This window comes from Mangrovibacterium lignilyticum (assembly GCF_010882175.1).
Taxonomy (GTDB): domain Bacteria; phylum Bacteroidota; class Bacteroidia; order Bacteroidales; family Prolixibacteraceae; genus Mangrovibacterium; species Mangrovibacterium lignilyticum.
The window spans coordinates 447,497-472,517 of sequence record NZ_WKLH01000001.1; the positions used below are offsets into that span (position 1 = coordinate 447,497).

Annotated in this window: 15 protein-coding genes; all 15 read right to left on the minus strand. The window is 45.7% G+C overall.

What is annotated here, in order from left to right; translation table 11 throughout:
• Window positions 1-806: 806 nt before the first annotated feature.
• The 15 genes from GJV22_RS01650 to GJV22_RS01720 all read right to left on the minus strand — a co-directional run bounded on the left by GJV22_RS01650 (window position 807) and on the right by GJV22_RS01720 (window position 24,986).
• Complete coding sequence (locus GJV22_RS01650; protein WP_163707751.1) at window positions 807-2,480, minus strand: glycoside hydrolase family 28 protein; 1,674 nt, start codon at window positions 2,478-2,480, stop codon at window positions 807-809.
• Window positions 2,481-2,713: 233 nt separating this feature from the next.
• A complete protein-coding gene (locus GJV22_RS01655; protein ID WP_163707754.1) occupies window positions 2,714-3,706 on the minus strand; it encodes a pectinesterase family protein in 993 nt (330 codons plus the stop codon).
• A gap of 6 nt (window positions 3,707-3,712) precedes the next feature.
• Complete coding sequence (locus tag GJV22_RS01660; RefSeq protein ID WP_163707757.1) at window positions 3,713-4,507, minus strand: rhamnogalacturonan acetylesterase; 795 nt, start codon at window positions 4,505-4,507, stop codon at window positions 3,713-3,715.
• A 12-nt stretch (window positions 4,508-4,519) separates the two neighbouring features.
• On the minus strand, window positions 4,520-5,506 hold the full coding sequence (locus GJV22_RS01665; RefSeq protein WP_163707760.1) for a pectinesterase family protein: 987 nt from the start codon (window positions 5,504-5,506) through the stop codon (window positions 4,520-4,522).
• Between the two features lie 36 nt (window positions 5,507-5,542).
• Window positions 5,543-6,919: a pectate lyase family protein gene (locus GJV22_RS01670; RefSeq protein ID WP_205461717.1), complete on the minus strand. Its 1,377-nt coding sequence runs from the start codon at window positions 6,917-6,919 to the stop codon at window positions 5,543-5,545.
• Window positions 6,920-7,098: 179 nt separating this feature from the next.
• A complete protein-coding gene (locus GJV22_RS01675; RefSeq protein ID WP_163707762.1) occupies window positions 7,099-8,082 on the minus strand; it encodes an alpha/beta hydrolase in 984 nt (327 codons plus the stop codon).
• Window positions 8,083-8,208: 126 nt separating this feature from the next.
• Window positions 8,209-11,199, minus strand: a complete 2,991-nt coding sequence (locus GJV22_RS01680) for a DUF6298 domain-containing protein (protein WP_163707764.1) — start codon at window positions 11,197-11,199, stop codon at window positions 8,209-8,211.
• Between the two features lie 96 nt (window positions 11,200-11,295).
• Window positions 11,296-12,825, minus strand: a complete 1,530-nt coding sequence (locus GJV22_RS01685; RefSeq protein ID WP_205461718.1) for a RagB/SusD family nutrient uptake outer membrane protein — start codon at window positions 12,823-12,825, stop codon at window positions 11,296-11,298.
• Between the two features lie 31 nt (window positions 12,826-12,856).
• Window positions 12,857-16,090 (minus strand): TonB-dependent receptor, encoded by a 3,234-nt coding sequence (locus GJV22_RS01690; RefSeq protein WP_205461719.1) that lies wholly within the window; start codon window positions 16,088-16,090, stop codon window positions 12,857-12,859.
• Window positions 16,091-16,314: 224 nt separating this feature from the next.
• On the minus strand, window positions 16,315-17,280 hold the full coding sequence (locus GJV22_RS01695; protein WP_163707770.1) for a FecR family protein: 966 nt from the start codon (window positions 17,278-17,280) through the stop codon (window positions 16,315-16,317).
• 77 nt (window positions 17,281-17,357) lie between these two features.
• Window positions 17,358-17,963: an RNA polymerase sigma-70 factor gene (locus GJV22_RS01700; RefSeq protein WP_163707771.1), complete on the minus strand. Its 606-nt coding sequence runs from the start codon at window positions 17,961-17,963 to the stop codon at window positions 17,358-17,360.
• 242 nt (window positions 17,964-18,205) lie between these two features.
• Window positions 18,206-19,420: a glycoside hydrolase family 88/105 protein gene (locus tag GJV22_RS01705; protein WP_238480261.1), complete on the minus strand. Its 1,215-nt coding sequence runs from the start codon at window positions 19,418-19,420 to the stop codon at window positions 18,206-18,208.
• Window positions 19,421-19,622: 202 nt separating this feature from the next.
• Window positions 19,623-22,352, minus strand: a complete 2,730-nt coding sequence (locus GJV22_RS01710; RefSeq protein ID WP_163707774.1) for an alpha-L-rhamnosidase — start codon at window positions 22,350-22,352, stop codon at window positions 19,623-19,625.
• Between the two features lie 185 nt (window positions 22,353-22,537).
• Complete coding sequence (locus tag GJV22_RS01715) at window positions 22,538-23,905, minus strand: alanine/glycine:cation symporter family protein (protein WP_238480262.1); 1,368 nt, start codon at window positions 23,903-23,905, stop codon at window positions 22,538-22,540.
• 37 nt (window positions 23,906-23,942) lie between these two features.
• A complete protein-coding gene (locus tag GJV22_RS01720) occupies window positions 23,943-24,986 on the minus strand; it encodes an NAD(P)/FAD-dependent oxidoreductase (protein ID WP_163707777.1) in 1,044 nt (347 codons plus the stop codon).
• Between the last annotated feature and the right edge of the window lie 35 nt (window positions 24,987-25,021).

A 25,021-nucleotide genomic window follows, 5' to 3' on the forward strand; every position in this document is an offset into this window, starting at 1 on the left:
AAATCCTTCTCTCTTTTAGTATATCGTCCTCAGGCCGGACGGGCCTATACTTTTCCATTCGATGAAAAGTATACCAAAATCTTGTCAAAACGAACCCTCGCCAGGGCGTTTTGACGGCCAACGCACACGCTCCGATCAGCAATTGAGATAACCGGCTTAATTCAATTGCCACACAGGCATGCCGGCTCTTCCCCTCTCTACTGGTAGAGAGGCCTGCCTGGCAGCAGACAGGGACGATAATGTCGTGGCCATTATCAGGGTGAGTTGATGAAAGCAGCTTCACCCCGGGCTACTGATTTCGCCCCGTTGGGCCCCAACAAAAAAGCCCAACGGGCTGACAGCAACAGCATGGGGCAACGCCCTATGTTTACGAAACAACCCCCTCTCTCTTTTTTCAGGATATCGTCCTCAGGCCGGACGGGCCTATACTTTTCCATTCGATGAAAAGTATACCAAAATCTTGTCAAAACGAACCCTCCCCCGGGCGTTTTGACGGCCAACGCACACGCTCCGATCAGCAACTGCGATGACCGGCCGCATTTAAGTTGCCTCTCAGGCATGCTGGCTCTTCCCCTCTCTACTGGTAGAGAGGGACGATAATGTCAAAGACGTTATCAGGGTGAGTTGATGAAAACATGATTAGACATACTGCTCCTGCCGGTTTCTCCGGTGGTGATGCAGATTAAACTCCTTCGGAGTTATAATTTGAACACTGTTGTTAAAAAAGAAGGATCCGATCTTTCCAAAAGATCGGATCCTTCACTGCTAACCTGGGGTTTGCCAATAAACTCCCCCTTCTTAAAAACCTAATTTTTCAGGTGAACTTCGTCTTTCAGATCACCTAAGATTTCAACATCAGCGTCAGTCAGTTCACGACCGGCCATATTCAGTTTCACATTTTCGGTTGTTGTTCCTCCAATACGGAAAAGCAAATCGGCACCACTGCTTTTGAAGCCTTCAAAGGTCATCTGCTTGCTGTTCGACAAACGCGCGCCAATTCCCTTTTTCACGTCCAGCTCAACATTTTTAAATTCGACATTGGTCGCGTAATTGATCGAAATGCCCTGATCGGACTTGATCAGCATATTTTCGAATTTCAGGTTCTCAACGGGCATCTCCGGAATTCCCTGTATCATCAAGGCAGATTTAGCGCCGTCGCAATAAATATTTTTGAAGTACATGTTGCGGAAAGCGGGTGTTTTCTCGGTTACCGGTTCTGCATCAATCAGCAAATCACCGGTCAGCGGATCTTCAGTTGCCGATTTACCGGCGTAAAACAGGTTGAAACGAATGGCTTCCGTTGGAATGTGACTCATGCGAATGTCTTCCATCCAGATATTTTCGACCACCCCACCGCGGCCACGGTTACTTTTAAAACGCAACCCACAGTCGGTTCCGATGAAGGTCAGGTTTTTGGCGTAGAGGTTACGCACACCGCCCGACATTTCGCTACCCAACACAAAACCACCATGGCCATGGTAAACCACGCAGTCTCTGATCACAAACAATTCGGTTGGTTTGCCGCGTTCGCGACCTTGCTCGTCTTTACCCGATTTAATGCAAATGGCATCGTCACCCACATCGAAACTACAGTTCTCGATGAGTCCAATGCGGCATGATTCCAGGTCAAGGCCGTCGCCGTTTTGAGAGAACCAAGGGTTCCGGATGCTCAGGTTACGTAAAGTCACATGCTCGCACATGAGCGGGTTGACGTTCCAGGCCGGTGAGTTTTGGAAAGTCACTCCTTCGAGCAACAGCTTCTTACAATTCACCAGGCTCACCATCACCGGACGCAGGTAGCGTTTGTAAGGCTCCATATTTTCGATGGTCCACTCTTTGGGTAGTTTATCTTTCTGCTCATTGCCGATCATCGACGCTTCGGAAGGATACCACTTGCGGTCGTCGACTACAATACCACCGGAGTTCACAAAGCCTTTCCACTGACTGGCTGTCAGCTTTTCTTTTTTCACCTGGCGCCACTTGCTACCATCACCGTCAAAAATACCTTGTCCGGTAATGGCGATATTTTCCAGGTCGCGACCCATAATCGGCGATTCGCAACGGATTTCATTCAATCCTTCAAAGAAGGAATCAATCAGTTTATATTGATCCAAATCGGCGGTAAACTGAATGTAAGCGCCGTTTGCCGTATGCAGGTTGACGTTGCTCTGCATGTAAATCGGTCCGGTCACCCATAAGCCTGCCGGAATCAGCACAACACCACCGCCCGCTTCAGAACATTTCTGAATGGCCGTATTAATGGCTTCGGTACATAAACTGTGGTCGTTTGGCACAGCACCGAAATCCAAAACAGAGAAGGTATCAGCCGGGAAAACCGGAACCTGAACTTCAGGCATATCAAAAGGCAAATGCAAGTCGGCAATGGGAGTCGCCACCTGCTTGACAGTCGCTTGAGGCTGACAGGCAACCAGCGCCGCAAGTAATAAGCTACCGGTAAAATAAAGAAATTGCTTTTTCATGTTAATAGCGTGTATTGAGTATTAATTATCGTATTTGAGTCGTTTATTAATGATGGTCATTTCGTTGTCATTCAGTTGTCATTAATTGCTTATTCCAACAAATGACTATCATTGACTATCATTGACGATTAATGACTAAAAGATTGTCATTCAATGGTCATTCTTTGCTTCTTCCAACAAATGACTACTATTGACCATCAATGACTATTAATGACCTTCAATGACCATAGCCACTACTCCCCCGCAGGGTTCCAGTTGTCGCTTCCGCTTTTCACCCGGTTTTCTACCTTAAAGATATTTTCAAGGGTATATTCTTTGGCCTCTTTGGCACTCAGTTGGTGCGACCAGCTTACCCGTTCTTCGGCATTTGCTCCGGCTCCGGTGCTCTCGAACTCAGCATAAAAAGCCGTCTGATCGCGTTCGGTGCCTGACCAGTTCGACCAGCCCTGTGCTAAAATGTGATCGCCCAAGGCACAGTTCAAATAAACCACTTTGGCATAAGCGCGCCACGGACGGCCCAAATAACAACTGGCAACGCCTTCGTCGGCTGTCAAGGTACAATTCAGAAAGACATAGCCGAACGGCTGATTTTCGGACGTGCTGGCTGCCGTCACATACGAGTCGCTTTTACTGTTGATGGTGCAGCTGTCGAACACGGCAATGGCCTCGCCAAAAATGAAATCGGTGGTGCCCTCAATAAAACAGTCTTTGTAATACTGGCGGCTACCTTCTCCCGCGGCGTAAAGCGTATCCTGATGCCCCAGAATCCGGCAGTTGCGGAACTGGCAACGGTCGCCTTCAACATGCAGAGCCACCGCCTGTCCAACCGGGCCCGATGAGTTCATGATGGTCAGATTCTCCGCCGCAAAGTCGTTGGCTTCAACCTTAACCGTATAAGTGTGAAAGGTGCTGTTTCGGCCTAAGTTCAGCTTTTCAAAATGATCGTCGTAAGTGATAATGGTTTCATTCACATCTTCACCTTTCAGCGTCAGCTTGTTGTTCCACGAGTACACGCACACTTTTTCGATGTAGATGCCTTTCTTGATGTGAATCACAATCGGCTTGTCGGGAAATGCTTTGGTCGCATTAATCGCCGCCTGAATACTGGTGAAATCTCCGCTGCCATCTTTGGCTACGGTCATCTCATAGTTCACTTCGGCTTTACTGCTCATCGCCGTTCCAACGACGGCCAAACAAATCAATAATAGTTTTCCGGCTAGTTTCATTCTCTCTTATTTTTTTAGTTTCTGTAGTCCATCAAATACCAGGCCAGCGACGGCTTTAGCCCCTTCAGGTTGAAAGTGCGTGTTATCACTTTGTCCATCCGGATAAGCTTTATAGACGCCGGCAGGCAGATTCATGAAATAGTTTTCCTTAACGTAATCCGGTCCAATTTTGGTAAATAACTCCGCTGAAGATCTCGTCAGGTCAATCAGGTAAACATCCAGCTCTGCGGCAACTTCCTTCATCGCACCGGGATAGTCTCCGTGAATGGTTCCCAACAACACGCCATCTTCCCAGGGATAATTGCGCGTTACCGGGGTAATCAACACAGCGATGCCGCCTTTTTGCCGGGTCTGCGTTACAAACAAGCACAAAAACTCTTTGTACCCTTCAATATTGACATAGCGCTCCGGTTTACTTTCGGCTGCATCGTTGTGCCCGAACTGCATCAAAACAAAATCACCGGCTTGCATTTCGTCGTACACCGCCCGCCAACGTCCTTCCTGGAAGAAGGTGCGTGTGCTCCGGCCACCTTTTGCCCGATCGTCGACAACCACCGAGTCGGCAGCAATGAGCTCAATCCGGGCTAAACTGTCTTTGCATAAATAGGATTGAAAAACCTGTCCCCATCCGGTAATCGGGAACTTCTGTTGTTGGTAATTATCCTCGAGGCTGTAATCGGCAACAGTGGAGTCGCCAATCAGGTAAACCTTTACCGGTCGGCTGCTGTCGTCTTCCTGCGATTTGGGTTGACAGGCAAACGCCAACAACACCAGCATCAGTGTGGCTATCTTTCTGCTCATGTTCACCACCGGTTAAAGTTCAGGCATCCAATCGTCGGCAAAAGCCGGTGATACCGATTCGGCACTAAAAATATTTTTCAGGCTGTATTGTTGCGCTTGTTCATCGGTTAACTGGTGCGACCAGCCGGCACGATCAGTTGTATTCGATCCGGGGCCGGTACTGTTGTATTCGGCATAAAAGGCTGTTTCCTCGTTGCTGGCTTTGCCCCAGTTGTTCCATCCTTCGGGCTTAATCTGGGCGCCCAGGTCGCAGTTCAGATAAACCACATTGGAATACGGACGCCACGGACGACCTAAGAAGAAGCTGTTTTCTTCGGCATCGCCGGTGATCTGGCAATTCAAAAAGACAAACCCATATTTGTTGGTCTCAAGCGTTGACGCGGCTGTGACATAACCGCTGCTTTTGCAGAAGATTTCGCAGTTGTCGAACACCGCGATTGACCAGCCAAAAATAAAGTCGACCGTTCCCTCGATGTAGCAATCTTTGTAGTATTGGCGACTACGGTCCCCCTGTGGGTACAAGGTGTCCTGGTTGCCCAGAAAGCGACAATTGTTGAAACTGATTTTATCGCCGGTTACCCGCACCGCGACAGCCTGTCCTACCGGGCCGGCCGAATTTTCGAAGGTGATATTCGCGGCTTTAAAATCGTCGGCAAAGATGAAGAAGCCCGATGAACCGGTTGTTCCTTTCTCTTCACCAAAAATATTTTTCTTCTGAGCGTAGTCATCGTAGGTGATGATGGTTTTCATCTTGTCTTCGCCGATAAAAGTGACCTGGCGTTTGCTGGTCGGCAGCACCAACTTCTCTTTGTAGGTTCCGTTTTTAATGAAAATGACGGTTTCATTTTTCCGGAAATCAGGCACTGCATCAATGGCTTCCTGCACTGTTTTGAAATCGCCTTCGCCGGATGGATCGACAATAAAGTCAGCTTTTAGACTTTGCGCCTCAACCATCAAACAAGCCATCAAGGCCACAAGTAATAGGTGTAACTTTTTCATTATAGGGATGATATTCTGAAGATTTATCAATTCAAGTTATTTCGTTTCAAGCAATTCGTTCAAATAAACTTCAAGGTTTGTGTATGCTTTCGACAATTTATAGGCCGAACCGTCGGAAGCGTCATTCGCCTGAAGCCCTTTCTTGGCTTCCCAGGCATCGGGCATGCCATCGCCGTCAGTGTCTTTTGGCGCCGGTTTCGATTTCAGGTCGGGATAACCGCCAACATCAGTCTGCGAGTCGATAATTCCCGGCAGCTGGCCGCTCGACCCCCGGTAAGTGGCTGTTCCGCTTTCAACTTCCTTCACAATGCGTTGATCAACCGGATCGCGTACGAAGCTGGCACCACTGCCTTCCAACACAGAATGGTAAGCTTGCTCAGCCGTTTCCTGCTCAATGGGGCAAAACGGGAAAGGCTTATCCGATTTGGCTTTTTCCAACACGGCGCCTTCATCCAGATCTACCCCGCCATTCCAATTGTCTTTGGTTACCTGCTCGTTGCCGGCCACATAGTTATCGGCGATGTAGAATTGCCCGAAAGGCAAATCATCCTGCGCCCGAAAAACATTGAAGATGCGATGGTCTAACTTCTCCGGTGTCGCCGGTCCTGGTTTGTAATAGTTCGCCACCATATTCTGCTGCGCCTTTTCACCGGCATAGGTGCTGTTCACCTTCCAGTTGTAAACGACATTGTTCCGGAAATCAACTAAATCGGTCCAAGGCACATTATAGCGTGAGCCATTGAAGCGTGGATTGCGACTCGAGTTATGCGCAAACAGGTTGTGATGGAAGGTGACCTTCTCGCCGCCCCAGATCCCTCCGTAACCGTGCTCGCCTTTGTGGTGTACCGAATTATTCAACGCTTCGGAAATAATACACCACTGAACGGTTGCCGTGTGCATTTCATAAAGCGAAGCACATTCGTCGGTTGCCCAGCTAAAACTGCAATGGTCAATCAGGATATTTTTTTGTTGCCGAATCGTCATCGCATCTCCTTCAACTTTATTGGTATCGCCCAGGCGAAAACGCATGTAGCGGATAATCGCGTTGCTGGCATTAATCACCACGGGATAGCCGCCAACACAAATACCGTCGCCGGGCGCGGATTGTCCGGCCAGGGTGAAATCGTCGTTCTTAACGCGCAGTTCAGACTTCAGGGCAATGGTACCCGACACGTCGAAAACAAGGATCCGCGGTCCCTTTTCGTCCAGCCCAGCCCGAAGACTGCCTTTGCCGGAATCATTTAAGTTGGTCACATGAATAACCTTCCCGCCACGGCCTCCGGTGGTATATTTGCCATAGCCTTCAGCACCGGGAAAAGCCAGCGCTTGTCCATCTGATTTCGTGATATCGCCTGCATTGGCCTGCATACACAGTCCGAGGACAAGCAGCAGAAGCATTAACTTTACGTTCATAGTCATCCGATTCAATGGGTTGATTTATTAGGTTTCGTAAAAGTAGGATGAAAGCCCAACGTTCGAAGGTGTCAAATTGGTGGAACAAGGGCGGTAAAATGACAAAGAAGCCTGTAAACAATTATTTACAGGCCTTCCTTTTGAACCGATTTGAGGTTCTTGTACCTTGAATTCGTTGCTTACTTTAACATCCTGTCCAGGAAATTGGCCATGAAAAACATCGCCTCATTGTGCCAGGGCTGCACCAACCAAAAGGCATGGTACCTGACATTGAATGTGTGCCTTTCGTGATAAATGCCCCACTGGTCCATCATGGCCGTCAGCTCATTCATCCCTGCGGTAAAACGAGGATGCGGACTGGTCAGAAAAAGCATCGGTGGCATATTTTCACTGGCCCAAAAGATGGGCGAAGCTTCTTTCCAGCGATCGGGCCGTTGGTAGAAATCACCTTCCAGCCAACGCACATCATAGGAGTCCGGCTGCCGTTCACTCTTCAACGACCACGGAGCCATAAAGTCGATCACCCCATCCATGTCAACAATGGCCTGAACGGCGGTCGAATAGCCTTCATTTCCCTGATCACCTTCAAACTTTTCCACATCACCGGTCAATCCAACCAGGGAAGCTATTTGTCCGCCGGCCGAAGCTCCGGAGATAGCAATCTTATCCGGATCAATATTCAGTTCCTCCGCATGAGCACGCAAATACCGAATAGCTGCCTTCACATTGTAGATCGCCGCCGGATACGGTGCTTCGAGCACTAACTGGTATTCTACAGCTGCCGTAACGTACCCCCGCGCTGCCAAATATTCAGCAATCGGCACCTGATTGGCTTTGCTACCAGTAACCCAGGCACCACCATGCACCAACACAACCGCCGGATATTTTCCTGCTTTCTCCGGACGAAATAAATCCAGATGCAAATCGCGGTCGCCATAGGGTGTATCCTTTAAAGTTGTGTAAACGACATCATACTCTGCTTTAACACCGTCAGGCACAACATCCTTAACAGGCTTAACATCGGGATAAGCCCGTTTAAACTTAAGATAGGTACTGTGTATCGTGAAGGAGGTATCCCTGGGAATCTCGGGATTCCAGATCTGAGCCCGGGCTCCTACAGCGAGCGTGAATATGGTCAAAAAGGTGATCAAGATTTTTTTCATAATTCGGAATTCTAGTTTGATTTGAAAATTGCGTAAGGTTCTTTGCTTGTCAAAAGTAAGGAAGAACTACTTGTTTACAGATAAAAAATCATCTAAATACGGGGGCCAAATCGCCTTTTGCCCTTATTAAATAGCTTTCAGCAGTGCGATCCACTCCCGCGAATCCGGCTTGACCAAAACTCCATTTTCCACAATACGAACCGGCTTTGAGCTTTCGATTACAAGTCCCGAGTTCGGATCATACCAGGTCAGTTTGTACGCTTTGGTAGACCGGGATTCCGCAAACGTCAAGTTCTCGCCACTCAATGAGCACAGAAGGAACTGGCGACGATCAACATCTTCCATTTGCCAGGTATAGTCGTCCTCTTTTACCAGCTCATCAGTTGGATTGAACAGATTTGAACGCCCATCCAGAAAGAGATTGACAAAATCGGAGAAGGAATAATGATCGGGTAAAGAAAGAGATTGATACTCCATGGCAACTAATGCTCCTCCGGCAAAAAAAGCAGGAACTTCGCTCACTCCATTGCTAACAGAAAAAATGGCTTTCTCTGGAAATCTTTCGTGATATTCACGAACTTGCCGGTAAACATTTTCTGCTGTTGTTGCAAACGGATAATCGCTTGACAATACGAATGCTTCGCCCACCATTTGGCGAAAAGACTGGTTCGTTCCACCTTCGGGTGCCCAAAGTTCTTCGCCATCTGAAAAAGATTCTCCCGACCGATACTGCCAATAGCGGGTATCGATCGCGTCTATTTCAGCCGCCAATACCGGATCGTTTAGGATTGAATCGGTCACATTTTTAGCAGCTGCCATTATCAAGTGAACATCCTGCTGGTGTTGCCTTTCCCAATCCATAACCGTTTCAATAAAGAAACGTTGAAAATTCACCGGTCCGGCATACTGTATTCCCAGTTTGAACCAAACATTGTTGTAGTCGCCCAACTCATCCAAACAATGAAAAATATATAACCGATGTAACCTCGCCAATGCTGGATTTTCAGGGTCGTAAAACTCATTACCCATCTGTGAACCTCCCCATTTATCCAGAGGCGGTGGTTCGGGAAGACCGGTTTCATTTACATTGTTCGCCGGCCTCCAGGGATAGTCGACCCAATGCGTGAGATATTCCAGCAAATTGTGCGTATCATAGAAATTGAAAATTACCCCCAAACCATTTTGATCGCTGAGCTTTGCAAAGCGAGTACAGCGATCGAAATACCAGGGATTGAATTTTGTCAAATCGTAGTTGCTCAGCCCGTCCCACGCCGTTCCTTCTCCCGAACGTGCCCAGGGCATTTCGAAAAAAGGCGCCCAAACATTTCCATCCGTCCGTTTTGTAATGGAATGATCGTCCCGTCGACGATCGTACCAAAGACCGGTAACGAGCTCATAAAAAAGATTTCCGTTCAGGCATTGGTCCTCAACCAGCGATTCAAGATCCTCGGTTAAATATTCACCCGATTTACCGGGTACAAACCGAGTAACACTTCTCCCGGACTGAGCCAATGGTTCAGTTTGACCCTTCCAGAAAGGATCTCCTTTTACGCCACCCCAAAAAGACTTTCCATCTCTCGTGAAGCGTCCGTTCTGAAGTTCTACAGGTTTAACTGTTCTCTGTTTCTCTTCGACCTCGAGCTCTTCATTTTCACCAGTAAAAACGGGTATTTCAGTAGACAAGTCCGCTGCATATCCTACCGCTGCAGAGCGATTCGCATGATCGATGTTCCTGCCCTTCAATTGGGAGAGATAAAGACTCGAATCACATTCAACCTGTAGATTTGGTCCATAAACAGAACCTTCGGCCACGATTTCGCCTGCCTTGCAATTCCAGAGTAAAGAATTAGCCGCAGTCCATCCGCCACCCTGTGCACGATTGTAGCTGCAATCCAGTTTCAGACCGGCACCATCGATTTCAACTTGCTCATACAAAAAACCGGATGCCCAGCTTTCGGCACCGCCATTATCTGCCAAAGCACTCTCAGCCTGACAGTTGAAAAACACATTGGGTCCACCGGCACACATTCCGGCGGCAAAGCTGTTCGTTCCGCCCTCCGACCGGCAGTCGCGAACCAACACTTGCTGCCCTTCAACCCAAAAAGCTTGTCGCCGGAAACCACCGACTTCAGCAATCGGATTAGTCGATTCACAGCGTAAAATACTGATTCGGCGAGCCCTGTTGCCAACATAAGCCAATGAGCTTACAAAATGCCTAGCTTTTACATTTCGCAACCAGCAATCTTCCGCATTTTGCAGCGAGACAGCAATCCACGAATGCTCCTCATCTTTCGGGTTTTGCAGATCGTATTCGCTGTCGAAATTCAAATTCTCAATCCCCACATTGCGAACCAAGTTCCCGGCATCCAACTTTCGAATCTCGGCACCACCGCAAACCAACATAATTGCAGTCGTTATTGGAGCATCAAGCGTTATGGAACCACTCCCGGGATCTACCGCAACAATTTTGCGATCCCAATACAAGTCGCGCGTTCCGGGATCCCACTGCAATCCGCGGCGCTCGGCAAATGTTCCTTCTTTTTTATGCATCCCAATCATCGCAATCCAACTTTGCGGGCTTGGACGTTTTATTGCAATCTGATCGCCCGCCTTCAAACTTCCCAAATCAGAAACATGCAAAATCGTTCCCCCTGCCGGAACAATGGAATCTTTTACCAAAATGACTTCATTTGAGCTTTCTGTCAACTGTCCGTCAATTTCAATTAAAGTTCTGCGGCTAATCCCCGTTGCCTTCAAAATAGTTCGTTTTTCCCCGGACTGGCCTCTTAAAACAATCCCACTGGATGCAATTGTTAAATTCCCGGACACCTGAAAAACGCCCTCGCCAAGCAATAGCGTACCACGATATCCACCTGAGTTTACCGGCAAAAGTCCCAATGAGTCGATTGCTGCCTGAATCAATTGTGTATCATCCTCTCCGGATGGAAAAACGGTGAAAGTAGCAGGTACTACCGGAGGCTGCTTCCCCTGGCCCAAGTAGCCAACACAAGAAAAATCGATAAATTCGGACTTCAACTCGTCTTTCCCGGCGGAGAACAGCTTACTCGTTCCATTAATCAGCATAAACAAGAGTAGGGTCAGATATACTTTTTTCATTTCCGTGGTTTGAAAGGTTCTAAAATTGAGTTAACAAAAGCGAAGAAAGGACTACGATTTACACCGCAGTCCTTCACTCCCATAAAAAAGCTCCAATCAATAATTTGGATTCTGCACCAAATTCGGGTTAGCATTTAACTGTTCTTCCGGAATTGGGTAGATTCCTCTCCACTCCGGAGTTGTTGTTGTCTTGAATGACCAGGTTTCGGAAAAATATGAACCGAAACGAATCATATCACGGCGACGATGTCCTTCCCAAATGAATTCACAGGCACGCTCATTTTCCAAATCTTCCAGCGTCAATGTTGACAAATCGCTGGCGTTACTTCTTTCACGAACTTCATTGACCAGCCCTACTGCTTCAGATGTTGAACCGTTTGTTCTGAAAATCGCTTCCGCTTTCATTAGTAGAATATCTGAATAGCGATTCAACACAAAGTCATTATCCGCATTGTAGGCCGACCAGGTTACGCCAATCGGCGAGTATTTCAACAAGTGATAACCTTCATCGTTGCCGGCAGCAAAAATATCCTGAACCGGTGTAATTACTAGTTGACTATTCGGATCATTATCATCTTTCAATAGCGGATCACCATTCAGGTAGTACTGAGGGCCGTATTCAATCATATCCAACCGCTCGTCTCCCATTTCATATCGGTCAACCGGTTCATCGTTAAAGCTGTAACCGTCGGCAGGTGTGAACGGCAAGTCATACTTTTTCTTATCCAGCGCATGGTTGGTATACAACATGAATTGATTATTTCCGGCCTTTTGATTTGGATCGATTGAAAAAGAAGAAATAATCTCGGTTGAGTTTTCCTCATTCGTTGCCAGAAAACAATCACCAACGCGGTCCTCCAATGAATAGGCGTTGGTTGAGATGACATTGTCGCACATAGTTATTACATCGCCCCAATGCGCTGTTCCGGTGTACACTTCGGCATTCAGATACACGGTTGCCAGTGCGGTGTAAACGGCCTCTTTAGTAAAGCGCGGATAATATTCCTTTCTGGTTACATTGTTAACAGATGGAAGATCTGCCGCTGCAGCATTCAACTCGTCAACAATAAAATTATAAACATCCGCTCTGGAGTCGGTACTTGGCAAATTCAGAGCATCAACTCGTGCTGCTGTAAAAATTGGCACGTTGCCCCAAAAGTCCATCGCATAGAAATAGGCATAAGCACGAAGGGCCCTTGTTTCGGCAATCAAAGCTGACAGATCATCAGCATTCGGCGACTGCTCCAAACTCTCGATCACGGCATTGGCAGCACCAATGGTATTGAAAATCGACACCCATGCGCGACGGTTCAACTCGTTGCTTGCAGAGACATTGTGCTGCGCGTACTCAATCCAGATACCCCCATCGTACCATCCACCGTTTGTACGAGCAGGCACGAAAAACTCGTCTGTTCCCAGAACCGAAGGACGCCAACCGGCACCAATACTTACAATATCTGACAATTTTTGATAGACACCTACTACTGAAGACAAGGCTTCTTCTTCGGTTTGATAGTAGTTATCAGGAGAAAGACTTCCGTAGATTTCTTCATCCAAATTGGTACATGAACCAAATACTAAGGTGATCGCTAGCAGTAATTCCGCTATGATTATATTTTTCTTCATTTTGATTTTCATTTTCATGTGTCCTCAATTATTAAAATGAAATTGTTGCTCCAAGTGTAAAAGTTCTCGCTTTTGGATAACTTAAGTAGTCGATTCCAAGGGGTGCAACACCGGTGCCCGACACTTCAGAGTTTACTTCAGGATCTAAACCTGAATAACCAGTAATAACAAACAGGTTCTGACCGGAAACATATACTTTGGCGTTCGACAGGAAAGTATTGTGCAAATCAAAGTTATATGACAATGTCACATTATCCAGACGCACGAATGAACCGTCTTCGATCCAGCGAGAAGAGTATTGCTTGGCTTCGTTTTTACCGATACCGCTATCGACAGCACTTTTCAGTGCATTCCGTCCCGGAAGGTTGATCAAATACCCCATGTTGTTAGCCGTAAGGTTGTAAACATCGTTACCTACCGATCCGCGGAAGTTGACTACCAACCCCCAGTTTTTATAGCTGAAGTTATTACTCAAACCGAAGGTAAAATCAGGCTGAGCACAACCGATGAAATCACTTTTATCTTCAAAAACTTCTACACCGTTTTCTATTCCCTTGAATACTTTCCCGTAGAATGAGCCCAAAGGTTTTCCTTCTGTGATGAGCTGAGCAAAACCACCGGCAAGCCCGGCACCCTGGATCGGAGCACTGAGTACGTCGTCGCCCGACCAGCTATCATTCGACAGGCTCAACACCTTGTTACGGTTAACGCTGATGTTGAAATCTGCATTCCATGCAAAATCAGCACGGTCAACGATATGCGCACCTAATTCAAACTCAAAACCTTTGTTTTCCACACTACCTACGTTCGCAATCTGAGTCGAAACAATTGACGGAGAAGGAACTGCAACGCTTAAGAGGAGATCTGATGTCTTTTTGTAGTAATAATCAATACTTCCGTAAAGGCGTTGATCAAAAAGACCGAAGTTCACACCAAAGTCCCACTGCGAAGTTTGTTCCCATTTCAAATTTGGATTTGCATAACGAGATGGCAATACAACAGTCAAGCGATCACCCCCCACGATATAGCCTGCAGAGCTGGCGCTCAGTGACGACAACGACTGGTAGTTACCAATTTCCTGGTTACCGGTTACACCATAGCTGGCACGAAGTTTCAAATCGGAAATTGTACTGCTGCTAAAGAAATCCTCTTGTGTTAAACGCCAAGAAACAGCTCCCGAGGGGAACAAACCCCATTTGTTACCCGAACCGAAGCGGCTGGATCCGTCACGTCTCAAAGTACCGGTAATCAGGAAGCGATCATCAATATTCAGATTCAAACGGCCGTACATGGAGATCAACGTGTTACTTTCGGCAAAACTTGTTGCCGACTCAAGATTAGAGGCAGCCTGAAGGCTGTACCACCTAAACTCATCCGACAAGAAACCTGAAGCCGTGTTTCTCAAACCTTCGTTAAAGAAGTATTGATAAGAATAACCGGCGATCGCATCCACGCCGATTTTTCCAAAGTCGTCTTTGTACGACAAGAAAGACTCAAACAGTTTTGAGTAATCTTCCAGCTTTTGAACACTCACATAACCACCGTACCCTTCACCCAGCGGGTTTTCCTTGCTGATGTATGAATTCCGGTTAATTCCCTGGTTTGTGTAACCAATATTGACTTTAACGCTTAGTGGCTCAACAATCTGGTAGGTAGCCGCTAGGTTTCCCAGAAATTTTCGGTTAGAGCGTTCGTCGATAATATCAGTTGAAAAAGAAACCGGGTTAATCCGGTATGGTAACACATGGTAGTAGTCACCATTTTCATCTTTTACCGGATAAGTCGGGTTGAAAACGTAGGCTTCGTAGTTCATACTTGAACCAGCCTCACTACCAACGGTATTAGACACTGGTGCCTGATTAGCTGAATTTTGTCCGTAGTTCATGCGAAGATCGAACTTCAATTTTCCGTCCAGCGCTTCGTGCAGTATGTTTACCCGGGCATTGGCTTTTTCCAGTTTCGAGCCCAGCATAATGCCTTCCTGATCGCCGTAACCTAACGAAACACGGTAGCTAGTAGCTTCACTTCCACCCGACAAGGACAAGTAATGATCATGTGAAAATGCAGTTCGGTAAATCAGGTCTTGCCAGTTTGTATTGGCGCCTAAGTCCTGGTAGTCGGTTCCTTCCACATATCCCAGGTCAGCTACCGTTGTCCGATATTCATCAGCCGACAAAACATCCAGAGTATTGGCAACGCTCGCCAGGCTGGTTGACACATCGTAAGTAACCTGCGCCTTGCCTGCTTTGCCTTTTTTAGTGGTAATCATGATAACACCGTTGGCACCACGGGAACCATAGATAGCTGTTGCCGAGGCATCTTTCAATACGTTGATCGACTCAATATCATTCGGATTCAACGTCATTAAAGGATTAGTTGGTTCCTGATCGAAGAAGTCAGTACCGGTTCCGCGGATGTTTGCTGAGCTAACACCTGCAGTGGTCGAGATTGGCACACCGTCGATTACATACAATGGATCGTTTGAGGCCGAAATAGAGGTACCACCGCGGACACGCACCGTTGTCGCACCACCGGGCTTACCACTGTTCAAACTGATGTTTACCCCGGAAATTTTTCCCTGAACCAACTGTTGAGCTGAAATCTGGGCGCCTTTATTAAAATCGTCACTACTTACCGAAGAAACAGAACCTGTCAGGTCACTTTTTTTCATTGTACCATAGCCAATCGCAACAACTTCTTCTAAACCGATTGCCTCTTCTTTCAGCGTAACATCGATACGCGTTTTTCCGGCAACCGGAATTTCCTGTGATTCCATACCGACGAAAGAAAAAACCAAGACAGCATCTCCTGAAACATTAGTCAGGTTATAATTTCCGTCAAAGTCAGTTACTGTTCCCGTTGAAGTTCCTTTGATAATAACCGTTACACCCGGAAGAGCCTCTCCTTTTTCGCTGATCACTTTCCCGGTTACACTAATTTCTTTCTGTTGATTACCTGTAGCCTCTTTTTCTGAAATCACAATGAAGTGATTCACCAACTCGAACTTCAGATTTTGACCTTCAATAACCTGATCCATGATAGCATCAATGGATGAATTTTCCAGATTTACAGAGATTATCCGATTCACATCGAATACATTGTTGTCGTACATAAAGGAATAGTCAGTTTGTCGTTCCACTTCCTCTATCACATCTTTGACTTTCCCTTGTTCAATTTTCAGACTTAATCGTGTGGATTGGGCTTTGGTCTCAGCCATACTACTAAGTAAACCCACAAAGAGACATAAAACCAGTGTCAATTTCATAATTAACAATCTTTTGTACCAAGAGGATTTACCCGAAGGGGAGCCTCCTGCGTTCAATTTTTTTTTCATAAGTTTGTAATACATTTTGTGCTTTTCTGCGACGACAATGAGTTGGAGCTTATGACATTGCAGAATTGCGATTAAACAAAAAGGTTTTTAGGAAGGTTTGCTGTTACCGCAGCAAGCCTTTTTTTGCATTTTGTGTTCTATTTGTTCATTCAGATTTATTTTGAGAGTTCTACATTTTTTCCGTCGATAGCAAACTGGATAGCGGTAATATAACTAATGGAGGAGAGTAGTTCTTGCAAACTTTCTGTCTTTACCTTGAAGCTCAGCTTTTGTTCCACTTTCAGGTTTTGGTCATTAATAAAAGTCACCCCATACCAGCGTTCCAGGTATTTTAAGACCTCTTCGAACGATTGATTCTCAACCACCAATTCCTCGGTACTCCAGGAAACAATCATATCCATATTTTCCTGATTCACACGCAATTTATTGGTCGTTGTATTTAGGGTAGCGACCTCACCAGGAACTATTTTAGTCAACAGTTCGTCCTCTTGAAACAAGCCTACGCTTCCTTCCAGCAAAGCAACCTCGGCTTCCTGGTCGTCGCTGTAATGTTTAAAGTTGAATTTTGTGCCGTAAACTTCCACCTTAACATCTCCCGATCGGAGCCTGAATACATGACCGGGATCTTTGGTCACTTCAAACAAAGCTTCTCCGGTCAATTGCACGTCGCGTGATTGGTTAAAATTGGTGGCGTATTTCAAACTTGAATTTCCATTCAGCCATACTGTAGAATGATCCGGTAAAATAACCTTGGTTTTGTGTCCGTAAGGCGAAAAAACCTCGGCATACTGAATTTCCCGGTCTTGCAGGAAATACCAGCTGCTTAAACCTCCTATAAGAAACAGGAGAATAGAGGCTGCAACCCGAAGAAAAGTCGGATTGAAACGAATCTTACGACCCGATTGCTCAATCCGCTTTTCAACTTTGCTCCAAGCTTTTACCTGATCCGGATCAAACTCCTCCGACACTTCCCCGCTGATCTGGTAAGTTAGATAGACTTCTTCCCAAATTTTTTGATTGGCATCCGACTCATTCAGCCAATTGCTGAACTCCGGGTCATATTCCTCGGAAGGACTATTGATGTAATGGCGTATTTTATCCCAAGGGACTTGATTTTCCATGAATTTGCCGCTTTATACCATACAGTAACAGCAGATGACAAATCCCCCTAAAGAAAAATGAGATTTTTTGAAAAAATTTATTTGAACAGGTCGATCAGAAAGAAAAGGAAGATCTTTTCGCGATGAGGCTCCAAATGCGTCCGCAGTTTCCGCAACGCAATAGTTATTTGATTTTCAACTGTTTTTACGGACACCCCCAACTGCTCGGCAATTTGTTTATTGCTCATATCCTGCTTCTTGCTGAGCAAGAATATTTCCCTGCATCGATCGGGTAATTTGTGAATAGCTTCTTCCAAAATAGTCCGAAATTCAGCAGTACCTGAAAATTGTTCCATGGGAATTTCCTGCACTCCAAAATCTTCGTTGTCCAAATATTCCTGCCAGCTCACATTTCTTTTTTGAGCACGAAGTACATTCAGACTTTTAAATTTAGAGGCACCAAACAGGTAAGCTTTTACCGAAGACTGAATCTTAATTTTCTGCTTGTTTTCCCAAAAATAAACGAAAATATCCTGCACAACTTCCTCGGTCAACACCTGATTTTTCAGGTACAAATTGACAAAATTGCAAAGCTCGCGGTAGTATTTGTCGAAAAAATAGCGGAAAGCCAATTTATCACCATCAACCATCCGTTTGACGATGAAAAGCTCTTCAGTATTTCCGGTTTTACTCAATTGATTCATTTTATTTGGGACGAGAAAGATAATAGAATCTGCTTAAACTTTGGGAAAACACCTGCGAATAAAACGGCTATTTACCGGTTTTCCAGGATATCTGAAAAGAATGATCTGGACTTCCTTCAACGCTACTCATGATCTTCTTCTCTTTCTGCCTGGAGGAATAATGCCGATGAAGCAAGTGTAAAAAAAGGGCAGCTATCGTCATAGCTACCCTTTCTAAATTAAATCTATTTTCTGATCCACTATTATTTTTTGTCCAGATCCTTTTGTAACTCGATGGCAGCCATGATGAATGGCCCAACACCTTTCGGATCGTTATCGCGTATCTCTGTTGAAATGTAATATTCGTAGGAACCATCGCGGTAAGGATTACCTCCCAAGCCGGCAACAGCACAGCAGTCTGTCAGCGAAATGGTACCATCCTCATTCTTCTTGATGAAGTTCTTCAGCATTCCCTTAAATCCTTTATTAGCCGCTGCCGTGTATGAATCATCAACATAGCCCATCCGGTTTGCTTTAGCAAAAGCATATACGAACATCGAAGAACAGGTTGATTCGAAGTAGTTACCTTCACGTCCGGGCTCATCCATTACCTGGTACCACAAACCGGTTTCTGCATCCTGTGCTTTTTTGATTGCTGCATAAACTGTTTTCAACACTTCCAGGTATTCAGCTCTTTGAGGATGATCGGCCGGAACAAATTCTAAAATATCAACCAGGGCCATGGCATACCAGCCTTGAGCACGTCCCCAAACATGAGACGACAAACCGGTTTCTTTATCTGCCCAGGCTTGTTCTTTACTTTCGTCCCACCCGTGAAAGTTCAATCCTGTTTTCGAATCGTGTGTGTGCTTTTGAATTGTCAACACCTGGTGCATCGCATCATCAATCGCTTCCGGGTGGTTGAAAACCATACCATATTGAGCGTGAAACGGATCGGCCATATATACTCCGTCTAACCACATTTGATTGGGATATACTTTTTTGTGCCAGTAACCGCCATCAGAGGTAGCAGGCTGTTCTTCCAGTTGCTCGTTCAACTGCTCCATGGCCAGCTTATATTTCTCATTACCTGTTTTCGCATAAATCTCAAACAAGATCTTTCCGGAATTCACCAAATCCAGGTTGTATTTTTCTTTCTTATAAGTTGCAATGGTGCCGTCTTCACTAATCATGCTATCAGCATAAGCCAAACCGTAATTGTAGTACTTAACTTCTCCGGTTTCTGCAGCTAACCGTTGATCAGCCAAGGTCACCAACCCTTGTGTATAACTCCATTTCGGAGTCGGAGTAAAATCAAGATAACGGGCATCAGGGAAACGTTGCATATCAGAATCAGCCATCTTAATCCCCCACTCGATAGGAGTTGTTTCGTCTGCCTTCGGGGTCTGGCTGCATGAGGTACTGATAAATACAGATGCGACAAGCATCAATAATGAAATTGATTTGAATACTTTCATTGGTGTAGCTATTATTTAAAATCCTTTTGTTTTCAGGATTCAAAAATAACGCTGAAAATATTAAACCACTCCCTACAAATTATCCGATTTAGGGGGATAAATCATCGGGCAGCACCAAGCACGACCTATGAATGAAATACTTGGCAAACCCGCAATGGTGTTTTTAACTTCAAGGCAAAAACAGAACGCCGCCCTGCGCAGCTTATTTATCAACCGTAAAGCGATAATTTCCGGAGCCCAGTTTCACCTGAACGTAGCCATTTGCCTCACCGACAACTTCAACATCGCGATGCGAACTGACACTTCTTCCTCCTTCTTTTACCTTCGCAACAGATGAAGCCGGAATAAAAACATTGGCTGTTGTATTAACCGGGATACCTACATTGAAAATCAACTGCCCTTGTTCCCATCTCCATTCCGAAGCGACCTTACCATAATAGGTTTGCAGGTCAGCCTTTACAAAACTCAGCTTCGTTGTCACCAACGGTTTTATCTGAATAAGCTTATAACCGGGCACCTCCGGATCAGTCTGGATGCCGGCAGCAACACGATACATCCAATCGCCAATCGCTCCGTATGAATAGTGGTTAAACGAATTCATGTTAGGGGTCTGAAATGAACCATCAGGTTTGATGCCATCCCAACGTTCCCAAATCGTAGTAGCCCCCATGGTTACCGGGTAGAGCCAGGAAGGATACGATTTTTCAAGCAATAATTTATAGGCCAGCTCACTGTGTCCAAATTTGGAAAGCACATGGCACAGATAAGGGGTTCCCAAAAAACCAGTGGTTAAGTGATCATCGTATTCATGAATATTATTGACCAACTGTTTCACAGCCTCCGGGCGCATATTTTCAGGCAACATATCGAATTCCAAAGCCAGTACATAGGCTGTCTGCGTTCCGGAAACCATCCGCCCGCTTGGAGTTACATACTCGTGTACAAAAGCATCTTTTACTTTGGTCAACAGTGAATCAAAGTACATGGCTTCTGAGTCCATTTCAAGTACCTTGGCCGCGTTAATCACCAGTTGGGTTGAATGCGCATAAAAACACTGGGCGATTAAATCTTTGTCAGTAACGGCAGCGCGTCCGCTGTTGTCATCATCGGGACGGTAAAACAACCAGTCGCCAAACGATTGTTTGGGACTCCAAAGATTATCAACTGCCGTACGTTTAATGTAGTTCACCCATGCTTTCATACTTTCGTACTGGTTCTCAAGCAAAACCTTATCGCCGTAAGCACGGTAAATGATCCACGGTGCAATGGTCGCTACGTCTCCCCAACCGGGGCTACACTCGTCACCTAAAATATTGGGAACAACATAGGGAACACTTCCATCTTCAGCTTGATCTGCTGCAACATCTTTCAGCCATTTGGCATAGAAACTATTGACATTGAAATTGAAGGCCGCCGTTGATGCAAAAGCCTGAGCATCGCCGGTCCATCCCAAACGCTCATCACGCTGGGGACAATCTGTCGGCACATCAACGAAATTTCCTCGCTGGCTCCATTGGATGTTGTGTTGTAACTTGTTTACCAAATCATCGGAACATGAAAAATTCCCTGTTGGCTGCATGTCTGAATACAAAGCAAATGCCTTGAAATTTTCGGGCTTCAACTCGCCCGGATAATCGTCAACCTTGATGAACCGAAATCCCTGAAAGGAGAAATGGGGTTCGAAAACCTCTTCGCTTCCACCCTTTAAAATGTAGGTGTTCGTTTGTTTGGCCGAGCGTAGATTCGCCGTATAAAAATTACCGGCTTTATCGAGTGCCTCGGCATGCTCAATCGTAATTTTATTGCCAGCTTTACCGGTGGCTTTCACCTGAACCCAGCCGACCAAATTTTGGCCAAAATCAAGAACCTTTTCACCTTTGGGCGTTGTAATTATTTTGACAGGAGAGAAACTTTCCTTTTTTCGAACCGGTTCGTTTTCTGTCGTAACCAGATTGATTACCGGATAATTGGCCAATTGAATAGCCGACCAGTCCATATCAATGAATCCCGGATCAGACCATCCTTCAGGAGCTAAACGCGCATCGTAAGTTTCACCGTCATAGATCTCAGACGATAAAATGGGCCCGGATGCTGACCGCCAGCTTCCATCAGAAACAATATTTTCAATTGATCCGTCAGTGTATATAATCTGTAGCTGGAAAAGCAACGACAAATCTTTCCCATAGTAGTTGGGGTCCGGATCAAAGCCAATTCGTCCCCGATACCAGCCATTACCAAGCGTAACGCCAATCGCGTTCTTACCATCCTTCAGCAATTCTGTTACATCGTAAGTTTGGTATTGAAGTCGTTTATTATAACTGGTCCATCCGGGAGTCAAATAAAGATCTCCGACTCTTTGACCGTTAATTTCAGCTTCATACATTCCATGTGCCGTAACAAAAGCAACGGCCAGCCGAATCTTTTTCTCCAGGGCAAATTCCCGGCGTAATAAAGGAGAAGGCCTCCCCTCCTTTTCCATAAATCCGGGTTGAATCCACTTAGCCCGCCAGTTTTCCGGTCCCATAATGCCCATCACCCAATAATTGGGTTCACTCCATTTTGATGCCCGGTCATTCTGATCCCATACGCGAACCTGCCAGTAATATTTTCGTCCGGGTTTCAGGGTATTCCCCGTAAACTGAATATACACCGATTGATCGGATGGGATTTTGCCGGTACTGAAAATCAGGTTGACGCCTTTTTGAAGAGACTCCAGACTTTCACTCACGCGGATATCAAAAGCCGACTGGTTCGTATTTCGTCTCGAAGCTTCCAGCGTCCAAGAAAGGCGTGGATACATGACGCTCACTCCTACCGGATTAATCTTATTCTCAACAAATAAACGGCTAACTTCAATTTGTGCAAAAGCAGACGGAAAGATGTACAACACAGTAGCAAAAAGAAATAGTAATTTCTTGATAACTGATGGCATAAGTTATTTCGTTTGATAGGTTTGTTTCTTCATTCCCGACTTCAATTCATTCCTTTATTGAATTAAGTTGAAACGGGGTTGATTTTTCAAAATCATTCAAAGGTACAAAGGAAAACTTCTTTTTAAAATCTCACGAATGATTCTTCCTGTTCTAGATACACGAATGACCGATTTTTGTGGAATTTCTAAAACTCCCCGTTTTTGTACCGTCTAAAATAATCACCAGCAGCTCGGCTCACTTTACCCGATAATAAAATTGTGCTTATCATCGTCGGGAAAGCCATCAAAGCAAAAGCTAAATCACAAAAGGCAACAATAACATTCATTTGTGATACAGCGCCGACTACCACTAAAACGACAACCGCATAATGATACCAATGTTGATATTTTGCTCCGGCAACAAAACTTAGACATTTACTCCCGTAATAGGGAAAAGCAAACATGGTTGACAGGGAAAAGAATACCACACACACAACCAGCACATAGGCTCCATACGGAATCGCGTCACTGAATGCTTCTGCAGTCAAGGTAATTCCATCGGACGCACTGTGAGTCCAAACCCCGGTTATAATAATTGCCAAGGCTGTCATGGTACAGATGATAATGGTGTCTATTAATGGCCCCGTCATGGCGACTAAGCCTTCGCGGATTGGTTCATTGGTTTTGGCTGCACCATGGGCCATAGGCGCGGTTCCCATCCCTGCTTCGTTTGAAAAAGCAGCCCGGCGCACGCCGGTAATGATTATTGCCCCTAGCGAACCGCCCAGCACTGCGTTTCCGGTGAACGCATCTTCAAATATTAACCTGAAACTCGGAATGATCTCCAATGGATGTGAAAAGATAATGTAGAGCACCGCAACGATGTAAACAACAACCATTACCGGAACTAAACGGCCGGTAACATTACCAATCCGTTTGACGCCCCCAAGTACAACGACTCCTACAATCAGCGCAAGCACCGATCCAATAATTGCATCGGTCATCATTGATCGGTTGATTCCATTCGGCGCCAAAAATACATCACGAATAATCTGCGTCAGCTGATTTGCCTGAAAGACCGGCAAGACGCCAAGCATCGCCATTACTGAAAAGAAAATAGCCATCGGCTTCCATTTCCGCCCTAACCCTTCGGTAATAACATACATTGGGCCTCCCTGAATTTCACCGGCACTATCCTTTCCTCGATACATGACGGCTAACGAACAGGTGAAAAATTTGGTTGCTACTCCTAACATCGCAGAAACCCACATCCAAAAAATGGCTCCGGGGCCTCCCATCGTAATAGCTACCGCCACACCACTGATATTTCCCATTCCGACGGTGCCGGCCAATGCTGTTGAAAGCGCCTGATAATGTTTTAACTGACCCGCCTCGTCCGGATCATCATACTTACCTCTAATAATTTGGACCGCATGCACCAAATACTTAAAAGGTGCCAGCCTCGAAATAATCAGGAAGTAAATACCACCCCCCAACAACAATATTAAAATAGGAACTCCCCAGATTAAATCCGAGGAACTTACAATCAGTTCGCCTAATTTATCCAACATCATCAATTCTATTTCCGGTCAAGATAACAATTCTTTTTGTTTAGCTATAGCGGGTTAAATTGACTTCCGGATTAATTAAGCTTGATTTATCAATCAATAGGGCAACAAACTGTTTGGTGAAATACGGCCCGAGCATGCAACCTTTAGACCCCAAACCATTAAAAATGCCAATTTGCGGATATTCAGGATGAAGTCCCAAAACAGGGCGACGGTCGTGCGTTGTCGGACGAATTCCTGCGGCATGCTCGGTGAGCGAGTACGCTCCGCCAAAGACCTGTTCAAGCTTTCCACACAATTCCTCTTTTGCACTTGCGGTTGGTACCTCGTCCAACTTATTCCAATCGTATGTGGCTCCCATCCGATACTCGTTGCCTCCGACAGGCATCAAAAAAAAGGCTTTATTCAAGATAAAATCAGCGTGGTAGCCGGTCGTTTTCAACTTAAAAACTTCTCCCTTGGTATGTTTAAATTGGATATTCTGAAAGTAAGGATTTTGCGAAGCCCGATGTCCCTCGCAAAAGATGATCTTCGAAGCTGCCAAATCTCCGTACTCAACCCGGTCCGGGTGAATGACAAGCCTGGAATAATCAAAATTGAATTCATGCAGGCATTTCCGCTTCAATAAATATTCCCGAAATCCAGTTAGCAAATTGTTTAAATCAACGCGGCCAGCCTTTTCAACCCAACCGCTACCGTGTTCTAACTTCAGCTCCGGATAACCCGATTCGTCAGGTTCGATCTGCAAGTATTGCAGAAGGTCATTTTCAACCGCCTTTTTTCGCCAAAAATCAGCTTCACCGGCACCAAAAATCTTTCTGATTTTTTTCGGATGATAAATCGAGTTTCCCAGCAATGCTTCAAGCTCCACATAGGTATCCTCGAGTTGCGGATACAATTCATCGATCAGCCAACTTTTCGTTAGCCGGCGGAACACAACAGGGTTAATCAAGCCGGCAGCAACGGCAGATGCCTTTTGAAAATCAGGGGAGTCGATTACCTGCACTGTTTTTCCGAGCTTTATCAACTCGTGAGTCAGCAAGGTCCCCGCCAAGCCTTGTCCTACTATAATGAAATCGGTTTTCATACCCGACAGGACAGTTTGCAGGCAAATTTGTTCAG